This window comes from Actinacidiphila rubida (genome assembly GCF_900110255.1).
Taxonomy (GTDB): Bacteria; Actinomycetota; Actinomycetes; order Streptomycetales; family Streptomycetaceae; genus Actinacidiphila; species Actinacidiphila rubida.
The window spans coordinates 85,919-99,420 of the sequence record NZ_FODD01000022.1 but is presented as its reverse complement, the minus strand read 5'-3'; the positions used below and the strand labels follow the sequence as shown (position 1 = coordinate 99,420).

Sequence of the window (13,502 nt, the reverse complement as noted above, 5' to 3'; positions counted from 1 at the left end):
GGTGCCCCGGGTGCCCGTATGGAGTCGCGTTTCCCACACAAGCCCACACACCCCACTCGTAGACTCGGGTCAGTCAGGGGCGTGACTTCACGGGGGCGTGATGGCTGAGCAGGGTGGGTCCATGCCGGACCCGGACGGGGCCGGGGACCTGGGGCAGTTCGTCGGTCTGCTGGGTGAGCTGCGCGCGTGGGCGGGGTTGCCGTCGTACCGAATGCTGGCCAAGCGGGTCGGGCCGTTCATGCGGCCTGCGCGGGTGGTGTCGCCGTTCACGGTGGTGGACGTGTTCAAGCCCGGTCGGCGCCGCCTGGATCTGGACCTCGTGGTCGCGATCGTTCGCGCGCTCGGTGCGGACGAGCCCGCGGTCGATCGTTGGCGCCAGGCATGCATCAGGGTCCATGCACGGGCCAGAACCGACGGCCCGGCCGGCGAGTTCGGGTCGTTGCCGACGGATCTCGCCACCTTCACCGGACGCCATGAGGAACTCGCCCGGTTGGTCGCCGCTGCGACGAACCCGCGCGAAGGCGACAGCAGCGGCGCGAACAACGTCGTGGTCTCCTCGATCGAGGGCATGGCCGGCGTCGGCAAGACCCAGCTCGCGATCCACGCCGCCCACCAGCTCTTGCGCGACGGACACTTCGCCGAGATCCAGCTGTATGTGAACCTGCGCGGCTTCGACCCCGATCACCCTCCCGCGGACCCCTCGGCTGTCCTGGAGGCGTTCCTGCGGCAGTTGGGCGTGGCCCCGAAGCACATCCCCGCTGCCCGGGACGAACGCGCGGCGATGTACCGGGACAAGTTACGCGAGCGCGGTGGGCTGGTACTGCTGGACAACGCCGCCGACGAGGGCCAGGTCCGCGACCTCGTTCCCGCCGGCCCCGGCTGCCTGGTGCTGATCACCAGCCGTCGCAGCCTGGCCGGTCTGGACGGTGTCGACCCGTACTTGATCGACGTGTTCTCGGAAACCGAGTCGCTGGACCTGCTGATGCGGATCGCGGGACGCGACCGCGTCGTAGCCGAACCCGAGGCGGCGGCCCGCATCGTCGACTGCTGCGACCACCTTCCGCTCGCGGTGGCACTGGCAGCCGCCCGGCTGCGCTCCCGACCAGCCTGGTCCCTCGCGGTCATGGCCGAGCGGCTGGAAGACGGGTGCCTTGACGAGATGCACGCCGGGGGCCGTGCGCTGACCCCGGTCTTCGACCTCTCCTACCGTGATTTGCCCGAACGACTACGCAGGACCTTTCGTCTGCTGGGCCACCACCCGGGGCACGACTTCACGCCGTCCATGGTCACCGCTCTGGCCGAAGTCCCCCTGCGTGAGGCCGAGGCCGCGCTCGAACACCTTCAGGACGAGAACCTGGTCCGTCAGAGTACGCCTGGGCGGTACGAACTCCACGACCTCGTCCGTGCCTACGCTCTCAAGCTCGCCCAGGCCGAGCCGGAACACGACGCACAAGCCGCGCTGACCCGACTGGCTTCCTGGTACGTGACCGCCGGCCACGCAGCGGCCACGGCCATCAACACACCCGCCCTTCTCCGCGTTCTCCCCGACGGTCCTGGTGAGCGGGCGCAATTCGGCAGCTACGACGAAGGGCTGGCCTGGTTCGACCAGGAGTGGCAGAACATCACCGCCCTCCAGCAAGCCGCGGCAAAAGCCGGGCTCCACCGTCACACTTGGCAACTCGCCTTGGTGCAGAAGCAGTTCCGCGTCGTTCGTAACCAGTTCGACGACTTCCTCGCCGTGCAGAAACTCGCCGTTGAGGCCGCCGTGGCTTCGGGTGACCGGGCCGCGGAGGCCTTGATGGTGACCGGGCTCGGGGGCGTCTACTTCAGGACGGACCGCCTCGACGACGCCGAGCGCTGTCTTCTGGAAGCCAGGCGCATCTACCGTGCGATCGGCGACCCCACTGGCGAGGGCTCGGCCCTCGTCGACTACGGCTCGGTACAAACGCAGCGCGGGAACAAGGACCACGCCGTTTCCCTCTATACCCGGGCGATCGACCTGCTCCAAGGCCCGGACGGGCAACGCGTTCTGGCGATAGCCCTGATGAACCGCGGCGTGATTCACCAGCGACTCGGGAACCTTGCTCAGGCCGTCGCCGACACCCACCTGGCTCTCTCGGCCTTCCGCCAAGTCCAAGACCACCGCAACCAGGCCATGGCCATCGGAAACCTCGCCTGGTTCCACCTGCTCGCCGCGAACCACCGCGCCGCACTCGACCTCTACCGCGACCAGCAACAGCTCGCCGACCTCCTCGCGGACAACCTCCTCCAAGCGAACGCACTCATGGGCACGGGCGAGACCCACGCTGCTGCCGGCCAGATCGACAAGGCCCGACACGCCTGGCAGGAAGCACAGCTCCTGTATGAAGAGATCACACACCCCTGGGCCGCACAGGCACGGCACCGGCTCGACATCTCCCGGAAGGACCCGACGGCCCCCTGGACCCCGACGGACTGGGAGGACCCCGAATCCCTACCGCCGCAGCCCCGGAACTCTTCGCCGACGACCCGATCTCCCGGCCGGTGAAGGCGGCAACACCGCCCAACGCGGGTGACGACACCACGCCCGCAAGGCCTGCCTCGAACCGGTCAACGCCGTCCCGCTGGAGGCGCCGCCGGGAGTCCTGGTGCGTCTACAGCCGTCTTATAGACTCTTCCTGTCAGGAGCACGGCTTCACGGGGGAGTGAGCGTCGTGGGTGGGCAGCGGGGCACTATGCCGGATCCGAGCAAGGCGGCGGATCTGGAGGAGTTCGTCAGTTTACTGGGTGAGTTACGGGCCTGGGCGGGGATGCCGTCGTACCGGGTGCTCGCCAAAAGGGCCGGGCCGCTGATGCGGGCGGCGCGGGTTGTCTCGACTTCCACGGTCGTGGACGTCTTCAAGACCGGACGCAGTCGCCTGGACCTGGACCTGGTCGTGGGAATCGTCCGGGCGCTGGGGGCGGACGAACCCGCGGTCGATGTCTGGCGCGCGGCGTGCATCAAGGTCCACGGGCCGGCCCGGACCGGCGGCCCGGTCGGGGTTTTCGGTCAACTGCCCACGGATCTGGCGACGTTCACCGGGCGCCGGGAGGAACTCGTCCGCCTGATCGCGGCCGCGACGGAGCATCACGACCGCAGCGGTGCGAACACGGTCGTGATCTCCGCCGTGGAGGGCATGGCCGGGGTCGGCAAGACCCAGCTCGCGATCCATGCCGCACACGAACTGGTACGTGCCGGGCACTTCACCGACGTGCAGTTGTATGTGAACCTGCGCGGCTTCGACCCCGAACTCCCGCCCGCGGACCCGTCCGCGGCGTTGGAGGCGTTCCTGCGGCAGTTGGGAGTGGCCGCGCAGCAGATCCCCGAGGGTCGGGACGAGCGGGCGGCGATGTACCGCGACCGCATGAGGGATCGTCGTGCCTTGGTGCTGCTGGACAACGCCGCCACCGAGGACCAGGTCCGCGACCTCATCCCAGCCGGGCCCACATGTCTGGTCCTGATCACCAGCCGCCGCAGTCTCGCCGGACTCGACGGTGTCACTCCGCACCTGATCGACACGTTCACCGAGGCCGAGGCACTCGACCTGCTGGCCCGGATCGCCGGACACGATCGTGTGGCCGCTGAACCCGAAGCTGCCGCAAGGGTCGTCGAGTACTGTGACCGCCTCCCGCTCGCTCTGGCGCTGACGGCCGCCCGGCTCCGCTCCCGGCCCGCCTGGAGCCTGGCCGCACTCGCCGACCGGATGCAGGCCGGGCGCCTGGAGGCGATCAGTGCCGGCGGCCGCGCGTTACGCCCGGTGTTCGACGCGTCCTACCAGGCACTCTCGGACAGGGCACAGCAGGTGTTCCGCCTCATCGGCCTGCACCCCGGCCCGGACTTCAGCGCAGCGGCGGCCGCCGCGTTGGCGGGCATCACCGCCGGCGAGGCAGCCGAGGTACTGGAACTGCTCCTGGACGAACACCTGCTCCAGCAAAAGCGCAGCGGGCGCTTCGAACTCCACGACCTGCTCCGCGCCTACGCCCATGAGCAGGCCAACACCCATGACACGGGGCAGGAGCGCCGCGCCGCGGTGCACCGGATGCTGGATCACTATGTGCATACCGCGAACGACGCCGCCATGCTGGTCGAACGGGGCCGGGACCCGCTGAAGCTGCCCCCGCCGCAGCCGGGGGTCTGCCTGGAGCACTTCGCCGATCACGAGCGGGCGCTGGCCTGGTTCACCACCGAACATGCCGTACTCCTCAGCGCGGTAGGCCACGCCGCCGCCACCGATTTCCCCGCCCACACCTGGCAGTTGGCCCACGCCCTCGCCACCTACCTCGACCGGCGCGGGAACTGGCACGACCTTGCCGCCGTCGGCAACACCGCGACGGACGCCGCCGACCGGCTGGCCGACCCCCTCGGGAAGGCCATCGCCGGCAGTATCGTCGCCCGCGCCCACCGCCGCCGTGGCAACTACGCGGACGCCCGGCATCACCTGCGCCACGCCCTCGGCCTGTTCCGCCGGATCGGTGACCTGGACGGGCAGGCCGACACGTACATCGAACTCGCCAGAGTGAAGGCGTGGGAAAGCCCTCCTGCCATTTCCGATGCACTTGCGCTCGCCCGTCGAGCACAGGCGTTGTACCAGTCCAGTGGCCACCGGCTGGGGCAGGCCCAGACTCTGACCGCCATCGGCTGGTCGCACGCGCGCCTTGGCGACTACGCACTGGGCTTGACCTGCTGCCGGCAGGCTCTGCCCGTCCTCGAAGAATTCGACGACCGTGAACGGCAGGCCCATGCCTGGGACAGCATCGCCTACGCCCACAGCCACCTGGGCCAGCACCCCCAGGCTCTCGCGTGCTACACACGCGCCCTTGACCTGTGCCGCGACCTCGGCGACCGCCCGCTGGAAGCAGACATCCTCCATCGCTTCGGCGACGCCCACCATGCGGCACACCATCCCGATGCAGCCCACGACGCTTGGCGACATGCCCTGGACATCCTCACCGAACTCGATGACCCCCACGCCGACAAGATCCGCGGCAAGCTCGCTCTGCACCGTGACCAGGGGGCATGTCAAAGGGCGGTTCGCGTGTGACGTCTACTGCCCCGTCGCCTCGGCATGGCGGGCGTGCGACCAGAAGGGCCGTCATGAGCCGTTCGGCATCCCCGGCCTTGGTGGGGCTGCTGCACCGCCCGGCGGGACACCGTCCGGGACGAGGGCAACTGCATCTGGGCGGTAGCCCCTGGCCAGGTGCTCGACTGCGCCGAGGAAGTCGCGGAAGGCCCGGTCCGTGCGGGTGGTGTCGCCGGTGGCGTCGAGGTCCATGAGGAGACCACGGATGACAGCGAGAACGAGCGTCGCGAGATCCGGCCGACCGATGCTGCGCAGGCCGTCCTCGAGCGGCCCGAGCCAGTCGGTCGTCGCGGTGCGCCGGAAGTTCGGCCACAACTGCTGCTCCGCACTCTCGCGCAGCTGACCGAACATCCGCAGGTACGGCTGGCCGTCCGGGCCGGTGATGGAGGTCCAGGCGCGGTTCAGGGTGGCCGTGTACGGCTCGTCGGGCCGCACCCGCAGGAAGTCGCCGAATGTGTCGAGCTGACGTTGCCGCGCGTGCCCGAGGACGGCCCGCAGCAGCGCGTCGCGGGTGCCGAAGTGATAGATCAGCATGCGGGCCGAGGTGCCGGTGGCGGTGGCCAGCGGCTCGAGCCGGTCGGGGAGGCCGTGCGCGAGGGCGTGATCGGCGCAGGCATCGAGCAGCCTGTCCTTGATGTGCGGTTGCGGTCTTCTACCCACCGCCCAATTTTTTCACGTAACAACTACTACGTCTATCGTCGGCAGGAGGCAGTCATGGCAGTCACGGCAGTCACGGCAGACGTGGAGGTAGCGATGAGGGTCGTGTTCGTGCATGGGGCGTGCGTGCGGGACGGGTCGTGGTGGTGGCACCGCACCGCCGAGCTGCTGCAAGAGCGAGGGGTGCCGAGCGTGGCCCCGGCGCTGCCGAGCTGCGGCGAGGCGGGCCTGCCCGGCGGCGTCGGCGGCCCGGGGCTGCCCGAAGATGTCGCCGCGGTACGGCAGGTGCTGCAGGACGGCGACGAGCCGACCATCGTGGTCGCCCACAGCTACGGCGGCATCATCACCGCCGAAGCCGCCGCGGGAATCGGGTCGGTACGCCACCTGCTGCTGGTCTCCAGCTACCTGCCTGAGGTCGGGCAGAGCCTGTCGGAGTTCGGGGACGGCGGCCCCGCCCCGTTCCTCGACGTCGACCCCGACGCCGGCACGTTCGGGGTCCGCCCCGAGCTGCTCGTGGATACCTTCCTGCAGGACTGCGGCCCCGAGGTCCAGGTGCAGGCGGGGACCCACCTCGCCCGGCAGAGCGTGCAGGTGACCGGGCAGCCGGTCGGGGCGGCCGCATGGCAGCAGTTGCCCTCCACGTACCTCGTCTGCGCCCAGGACCGGGGCACCCCGCCGCGGCTTCAGCGCGAGTTCGCCCGCCGGGCCGGCAGCGTCGTCGAACTCGACGCCGGCCACCACCCGTTCCTGTCCCAGCCCGCCGCGGTCCGGGACCTGCTGCTGAGTCTGTGAGGGCAGCCGCGGACGAGCGGGGCCGGCGCGATCCGAAGGCCGGGCGCAGTCCCCGTGGAAGACGGTCACCCGACCGGAAGCGTCAGTTTCGGGCCGGCGAAAGGGCCCGATGCGCTCTCCCCATGGATGCGTGCAGCAGGTTGGGGTCGGTGTTCGTGGTGTAGGCGGCGCTGAGCACGTACACGTCGTCGCCGCGCAGTGCCACGGATGTGGGGTTCTGGAGCCCGTCGGTGCTGTCCGCGACGGTGGAGCTGGTGCCGTCGGGCTGGATGAGCACGACCCGGTTGGGGCCGTTGAGGGCGGCCAGGACCTGGTTGCCGCGGCCGGTGAAGGCGAAGTCGTCGATGCCGACCAGGCCGGATGCCGTGACCTGCGGCGCTCCCGCACGATTGCGGGAACCGATGGGGATGCGCAGGAGGGTGCCCTGGTCGAGGTTGCTCACCCACAGGGCACCGCCGTGCACCTTCGCGCCGTTGGCTCCGAGGAAGCCGGTCGAGGCAAGCTCGGAGGCGGTGGACCAGGCGGTGGGCGTGCCACCGGTGGTGGGGACTGTCCACACGGTGCCGAGTACCGAGTCGGTGATGTAGAGCTGCTTGCCGTTCTCGTCCAGGGCCAGACCGTTGGGCAGGCCGTCCGCGGGCAGGGCGGCGATGCGCTGCGGGGACTGCCCGGGACGTATCCGCCACAGCCCCGTCAGGTCGGCCGTGCCCGTCGCGTACAGCACGTACACGGTGCCGTCCGCGGTGCGGACGATGCCCGTGGTCAGGGGGAACTTCAGGACGGGCGTGTTGACTCCGCGGTCGGCGGGTTCGGGCAGCGTCGCCAGGATGCGCGTCGCGCCGTGGGGGGTGATCTGCGCCACCTGGCGGGCTCCGGCGAAGGTGACGTCCGCCGTGCCGTCGGGCAGCAGGGCGATGTTCTCCGGCATCTGGCCTGCGAGCAGATCGAAGTGGTCGGTGATGCGGACGTCGGTCAGCGGTCCTCGGGCCGCCGGCGTCGCACCGGCAGGCGCAGCCGCGGCGAGGGCTGCGGCAGTGACGAGGACGGCCGAGACGGTGCTCATGATGCTTCGCTTGGACACGGTTCCTACTCTGCTTCTCTGGTTTCGGGCATGCGGCAGCCGCGGTGCGGTGCCGTGGTCAAGGGGAACGCCGGTCGTGGGGGTGCGACGGCGTGGGAGTGGCGGGCTCGGCAGTGGGGCTCCGCCGCCGGGGCCGGATCGGCGATGCAGCGCCGCCGACGGCGGGCACGCGGCAGGCTCTCGGAGAGGCTGGGGCCGGGCGGTGCGGCGGACGCTGTGTCAGGTGGTGGTGCGGGCGTCGTGCTGCCGGGCCGCCGCTTCCTGCGGTGCGATGGCGTGGGCGAGCAGCGACAGGGCCGTCGCGGAGGGGGATCCGGGAGCGGCTGTGGCAACCACGACGGCCGGGCCGTTGCCCTGCGGGTTCTGCAGCGTCTGCTGGGTGACGGTCAGGGGCCCGACCAGCGGGTGGTGCATCTGGTAGTCGGCGGTGTCGCAGGCCACGATCCGGTGGTCGGCCCACATCGTGGCGAACTCCGGGCTGCTTATGGTCAGTTCGCCGATGAGCCCGGCCAGCAGCGGATCGTCCGGGTGCCGTCCGGCGGTCAGGCGCAGGTTGCCCACGACGGCCCTGGCCTTGGCGGGCCAGTCGGCGTACAGGTCGCGGGTGTGCGCGTCGAGGAAGACCAGCCTGGCCATGTTCGGCCGCCGGCCGGGGTTGTCGGGGCCGCCCGGGTCGAGATGGCCGGCGAACAGTGCGTGGCCCTGACGGTTCCAGGCCAGCACGTCGGTGCGGCGGCCCATGACGATGGCGGGCGTGCCCTCGATGGCTGCCAGCAGGGCGCTGGTCGCCGGGGTGACGCGTTCGGCCGGCGGCCGGCTCGCGCGTTGGCGTCCTCGCGGTGCACGGGCCAAGGTGTGCAGATGGGCACGCTCGGACTCGTCCAGCCGCAGGGCGCCGGCGATGGCGTCCAGGACCTCGGGAGAGGCGTTGCGCGATTGCCCCTGCTCCAGGCGGGTGTAGTAGGGCGTGCTGATGCCGGCGAGCAGCGCGAGCTCTTCTCGCCGCAGACCCGGCACCCGGCGCCGCTCGCCGTAGGTCCGCAGCCCGAGGTCCTCGGGCCGCAGCTGGCTCCGGCGGGTCTGGAGGAAGTCGGCGAGTTGCCCGTGCTTGTTCATGGAGCCGAGTATGCGCGCCTCCCGCGATCGGTACCTGACCCTGTCGGGGTACGGGTACGGGTACGGCGAGGGGGCGCCCCGTCTGCGGGTGCGGGGAAAGCCGGAGTTGTGCTGTGTCGGGGCAGCGGTATCGATCTTCAGGCGTTTAGGCCGAACGGCGGCTGGCAGGGGAGCACTTGGGGCCGCGCTGTGGGATCTCGAACTGGCCGCGGTTCCGCTACCGCCTCGTTCGGGCCGCAACTCGCCCGCAACGGGTGTGGCGCTGGATGAGCTGACTACCCGTCAGGTTTATGTGTGGGCCGTCGTCCTGACTATGGGCCAGTGCCTGCCCATTCCCGGTGAGCAGCCCGAGGCGACTGTGGACGTGTTGACCGCGTGCGGCGATCACGAGCGTGCCGGGCAGTTCGACGCCATCGGAACCTCGGCACCTTCCCCGCCCGCCGTGGCCGCCTACTCCACGTCCGGGAGACGCGCGATCCAGCCCGGTGAATCGAGCCGGATCGCGCTGTCCCCGACGAGTGAACGGAGTGTCTCTTCGAGTGTCGAGACCGACGCCTTGCCCGACTGCTTCTCCCACTGCTCGCGGAGCTCGTCGAAGACCGCCTCGCCCTGTCGCAACAACGCGAGTCCATGCTCGGTGACGCGCAGCCGCGTCCGCCGACGGTCGTCCGAGTCGGGTTGGCGCGCTACGTAGCGACGTTCCTCCAGTGCGGCGATCGTCTTCGCGGCTGCCTGTCTCGTCACCGACAGTCTGCGGGCGAGTTCGGAGGTGCTGTCGGCGCCGGACAGGATCGACCGGAGGGCGAAGTCGTGCACCGGCCGTACGTCCTCGAACCCGCGGTCGGCGAGCTCGGCGGTCGCTCGATCCGCCAAAGTGCGGAAGCCGGCGAGCAGGAGCAGGGCGAGATCGGCGCCTGATCTGGACATGCGGCCAGCATAGGACCACGTTGACAAAGGCAACCGGGTTGCCTATCTTGATGAGCAACCAGGTTGCCTATTTGGGAGCTTTCTCGTGCCCACGATCACGCCCCCCGGGGCGACCATTCCCGGCGTCACGCATCAGCTCGCCGAGGTCAACGGAACTCAACTGCACTACGTCTCCGCCGGCGCCGGCGGCTCACCGATCCTGCTGGTGCACGGCTGGCCGGAGACCTGGTGGGCGTTCCGCAAGCTGATTCCGGTGCTCGCGCGGACGCACCGGGTCTTCGCCCTCGACCTCCGCGGGTTCGGCGACTCCGGCAACGCCGACACCGAGTACGGCGAGACGGTCGCAGCTGAGGACCTGCACCATCTCGTCGAGCACATCGGCGCGGGTCCCGTGCACCTCCTCTGCCAGGACATCAGCGGCGGCACGGGCTTCCGGTTCGCGGCAACGCACCCGGAGGACGTCATCAGCTTCACCGGAGTCGAGACGACCCTCGCCGGTTTCGGATTCGAGGCTCTTGCCGACGTGAACAACCACGGTTCCTGGCACGTCGGATTCCTCGGCGCTCCGGGCATAGCCGCGATGCTCGTTCCGGGCCATGAGCGCGAACTCCTGGCCGACTGGGCCTTCCCGCTGATGAACGGGACGGAGGGAGCCATCGGCGAAAGCGACATCGACGAATTCGTTCGAAGCTACGCGCGCCCGAACGCCTGGCGAGGCACGGAGGGTCTCTACCGAGGCGTTCTCGCCGACAACGGCGCAACCAAGGCTCTGGCCGAGTCCCACCCGATCGCCGTGCCGGTGCTCACCGTCGAGGGTGCAGGCCATGGAACGATCACCGAAACGACCTTCCGTCAGGTGGCCGCCGGCGAGGTCACCGCGGTGCATATTGAGGGGGTCGGCCACCTCATCGCGCAGGAAGCTCCTGAAACGCTCGCGGCCGTCATCCTGGAGTTCACCGGAGGAATCGACAGCAGCAGTTCGTAGCGCCGCGGCAGCAGTTGTCCTCGGGGTCGTCAACGGTCGAAGCAGCGGTCCTGGTCCAGGTCCTCGATCAGCGTGGGACCTGTCGGCTGCCATTCCGGGCGATTCCGCGTCGCCGCGCTCGACGTCGGTTGTCGATCGTAACGACGGGGACTTACCGGGCTTCGGCGAAGCGCGCCATGTGCTCGTCGCTGAGCCGCACATCGCGTGCGGCGAGTGCCTCCTCGATCTGTTCCACCCGGCTCGCGCCGACGATGGGGTCGACTCCCTGCCGCATCAGCCATGCGAGGACGATCTGGTTCCTCGTGGCCGAGAGTTCGCCTGCGACATCGTCCAGGACCGCGAGCACTCGGGCGGTGCCGGGATGATCATAGGTCTGCGGAAGCGGCTTGTCCGCGCGCACGTAGGAACCCAACATCAACGAGCTGTACGACCAGACGGCGAGCCCCTCCGACCGTGCGAGGTCCAGGTCTTCGGTGGCGAGCATGCGATGGCCGGCCTCCGCCACGGGGGTGAGGGGGCGCGGCTGCACGAGGGAGTGGCGTAGTTGCAGGGCCGTCCAGGGCTCCACCCGCTGCTCCCGGGCGATCGACCGGGCGCGCTCGACGCGCCAAGCGGCATGGTTCGCCGCCCCGATCCGTAGGGCCACGCCCTTTGCGACCAGCTCGCCGAAGGCGCCGACCGTCTCCTCCAGCGGTACGGTGCGATCCTCGGCATGGGCCCAGAGAAGATCGACGTGATCGATCCCGAGACGCTCAAAGCTCCCCTCGACGCCGGCGTGGACAGCCTGGGCGGAGAGTCCCTCGGCGCTCTGCGGCCAGGAGTGCGGGACAAGCGGGTTCTGCCGGACCTTCGTCGCGATCCGTACCGCGTCGCGGGCGCCGGGGCGGGCCCGGAGCCATGAGCCGATGACTCGCTCACTGGCCCCGCCGATGCCGCTGGGGTCACTCCAGAAGGAGTAGCAGTTCGCGGTGTCGAGCCAGATCCCGCCGCCGGCGACGAAGGAGTCGAGGATCGCGAAAGCGGCGTCAGGGCGGACGCGGGTACCGAAGTCCATCGTGCCGAGGACGATCTGGGAGCCGGTGAAGTTGGTGTCCATATGACCCATACTCGAACCTGGAGCGCGCTCCGGGTCAAGGTCGGTTCCGGAGACGCCGCACGAGCGCCGCGCGCGGGCAGAACACCACCTGATCCGCGACGGACGCTGCACTCCCCTCAAGGTCATCACCACCGCGGTCAACATCAACGACGTCACCCAGAACCTCGCCCTCGTCGGTCGTGGAGCAGAGCTTCGAGCTCCTCCACCAGTTCAAGCGTCCGGCCGTCCGCTGGGAACGCCGCACCGAACTGCGCCACGCCTTCGTTTCTCTTGCCTGCGTCCTCATCTTCCGGAGGCGGCTCAAGAAGCGCCAGCCATGGCCGTGTTACGAGCTCTGCTCCGGGCACATTCGTCCTCCGACCTCGCGCCGGACACTAGACCGCGCGGTTCTTACGGGGCGTCAGGCGTGTCGCGGCGAGGGCGGCTGCGATCGCTACGGCGGAGAGGACTGTGGCGAAGCCGGCCATCGTGGTGGGCACGCCTGCGTGGTGGATGGCCAGGCTGAAGAGGATCGCCGGGCCGCCGAGTCCGAGGTAGCTCGCGGCGAAGTACAGCGCCAGCACACCGGCGCGCGAGTCGGGCTGGGCGCTCGCGGCGACCCGCAGGACACCGCCCTTGAACAACACGCCGGCTCCGGCTCCGGCGACGGTCACCGCGACGAGGAAGAGCCACAGGACCGGCTGGTACAGCGAGAGAGTGACCAGCGCGAGGCCGGCGACGAAGGCCACGGCGCCGGTGGCGGCCATCGGCGCCGGCCGCATCCGGCCGAGCACCATCTGGGCGACCGCCGAGGCGGCGAACATCAGGAACGGTGCCAGCCCCGCCACCGCGTGCGAGGTGATGCCGAGTTCGGTGTGCAGGATGACCGCGCCGAGCGAGCTGACCAGGCCCAGCAGCGCGAAGGAGGAGAACCCCAGCAGGCATGCCGCGGCGAAGGCGCCGGTGGCCCGGGGCCGCAGCGCGAAGCGCGGGGGCCGCTTCGCGCCGCCGGCCCGGCGGTCCACCGTCTCGGGCGTGGTGAGCGCGAGCACCAGGCACACCGTCATGGCCGCGGCGAAGCTGATCTGGGTGGTCTCCAGCGGGTGCGGCAGCCACTGGGCGATCGTCCCGGCCGCGAGCGGTCCGAGCGCCAGACCGCCGAGGTTCGCCACCGTGGCCACGGTGCCGGGCACCGTCGAGGTGGGCCGGTCAGGATGTTCCTGCTGGTACAGGTCGTGCAGGTAGGTGGTCGCGGTGGACGCCATCAGCCCGATGGCGACGCCATTGAGCACCCGCCCCGTCAGCAGCCCGGCCAGGCTGGTCCACAGGGTCAGTACCACTGCCGCGACCACGGCTACGGCGAGCGCGGGCACCACGACCCGGCGCCGCCCGAACCGGTCGGACAGGTGTCCGAGACCGACGAAGCCGAACGCCGCGCCCACGACCAGCACCCCGAAGGCGACAGTGATCGTGGTGCTGCCGAAACCGTCCCGCGCCTCGTAGAGCGGCCATAGCGGTGTCGGCGCGGTGCCGAACGCCATCAGCGCCGCGAACCCCGCCGCGGCGAACCAGAAGCCGAGACCGTGCGAGACCTGCGGCAGCCGGTGCGATCGGCGCGCCGACGGCTGCCGGGGGGCGAACCGGCCACCGGAGCGCGGCGCTTCGGGCTGGTTCGGGGAGGGCCTTTCGGCTGTGCGGACACTGGGCAGTGCCATGTGATCACCTTCGTCGTCGTTGCCTGCCCTCCCACGATGATCTTCATCCGCCATC

The 13,502-nt window shown here is 70.2% G+C and carries 10 protein-coding genes; 4 read left to right on the top strand and 6 right to left on the bottom strand.

The annotated features are described in order from the left end of the window. Window positions 1-121: 121 nt before the first annotated feature. The gene (locus tag BMW99_RS22315) at window positions 122-2,527 is read left to right on the top strand and encodes a tetratricopeptide repeat protein (RefSeq protein ID WP_176735564.1); all 2,406 of its coding nucleotides are present in this window, start codon (window positions 122-124) and stop codon (window positions 2,525-2,527) included. A 187-nt stretch (window positions 2,528-2,714) separates the two neighbouring features. Further along, window positions 2,715-5,060 (top strand): tetratricopeptide repeat protein, encoded by a 2,346-nt coding sequence (locus BMW99_RS39325; RefSeq protein ID WP_141726239.1) that lies wholly within the window; start codon window positions 2,715-2,717, stop codon window positions 5,058-5,060. 51 nt (window positions 5,061-5,111) lie between these two features. On the opposite strand, the gene BMW99_RS22295 is transcribed toward BMW99_RS39325, so the two are convergent. After that, window positions 5,112-5,759: a TetR/AcrR family transcriptional regulator gene (locus BMW99_RS22295; protein WP_069464915.1), complete on the bottom strand. Its 648-nt coding sequence runs from the start codon at window positions 5,757-5,759 to the stop codon at window positions 5,112-5,114. Between the two features lie 93 nt (window positions 5,760-5,852). On the opposite strand from BMW99_RS22295, the gene BMW99_RS22290 reads away from it, so the two are divergent. Beyond that, entirely contained in the window at window positions 5,853-6,548 is a 696-nt protein-coding gene (locus BMW99_RS22290) for an alpha/beta hydrolase (RefSeq protein ID WP_069464916.1), read from the top strand. An 82-nt stretch (window positions 6,549-6,630) separates the two neighbouring features. Here BMW99_RS22290 and BMW99_RS22285 read toward each other — a convergent pair whose 3' ends face one another. The 3 genes from BMW99_RS22285 to BMW99_RS22275 all read right to left on the bottom strand — a co-directional run bounded on the left by BMW99_RS22285 (window position 6,631) and on the right by BMW99_RS22275 (window position 9,672). Then, window positions 6,631-7,629, bottom strand: coding sequence for an SMP-30/gluconolactonase/LRE family protein (locus BMW99_RS22285; RefSeq protein ID WP_176735565.1), 999 nt, complete (start codon window positions 7,627-7,629; stop codon window positions 6,631-6,633). A 219-nt stretch (window positions 7,630-7,848) separates the two neighbouring features. After that, window positions 7,849-8,745 carry a helix-turn-helix domain-containing protein gene (locus tag BMW99_RS22280; RefSeq protein WP_069464918.1) on the bottom strand — a complete coding sequence of 299 codons (897 nt, stop codon included), beginning with the start codon at window positions 8,743-8,745 and terminating at the stop codon, window positions 7,849-7,851. 450 nt (window positions 8,746-9,195) lie between these two features. Next, entirely contained in the window at window positions 9,196-9,672 is a 477-nt protein-coding gene (locus BMW99_RS22275; protein WP_069464919.1) for a MarR family winged helix-turn-helix transcriptional regulator, read from the bottom strand. 85 nt (window positions 9,673-9,757) lie between these two features. Here BMW99_RS22275 and BMW99_RS22270 point away from each other — a divergent pair, with 85 nt between their 5' ends. Further along, on the top strand, window positions 9,758-10,657 hold the full coding sequence (locus tag BMW99_RS22270; RefSeq protein WP_069464920.1) for an alpha/beta fold hydrolase: 900 nt from the start codon (window positions 9,758-9,760) through the stop codon (window positions 10,655-10,657). 151 nt (window positions 10,658-10,808) lie between these two features. Here BMW99_RS22270 and BMW99_RS22265 read toward each other — a convergent pair whose 3' ends face one another. Together BMW99_RS22265 and BMW99_RS22255 are read right to left on the bottom strand one after the other, a co-directional pair. Next, a complete protein-coding gene (locus tag BMW99_RS22265; protein WP_407640310.1) occupies window positions 10,809-11,762 on the bottom strand; it encodes an aldo/keto reductase in 954 nt (317 codons plus the stop codon). A 365-nt stretch (window positions 11,763-12,127) separates the two neighbouring features. Further along, entirely contained in the window at window positions 12,128-13,447 is a 1,320-nt protein-coding gene (locus BMW99_RS22255; protein ID WP_079138639.1) for an MFS transporter, read from the bottom strand. Window positions 13,448-13,502: the final 55 nt, after the last annotated feature.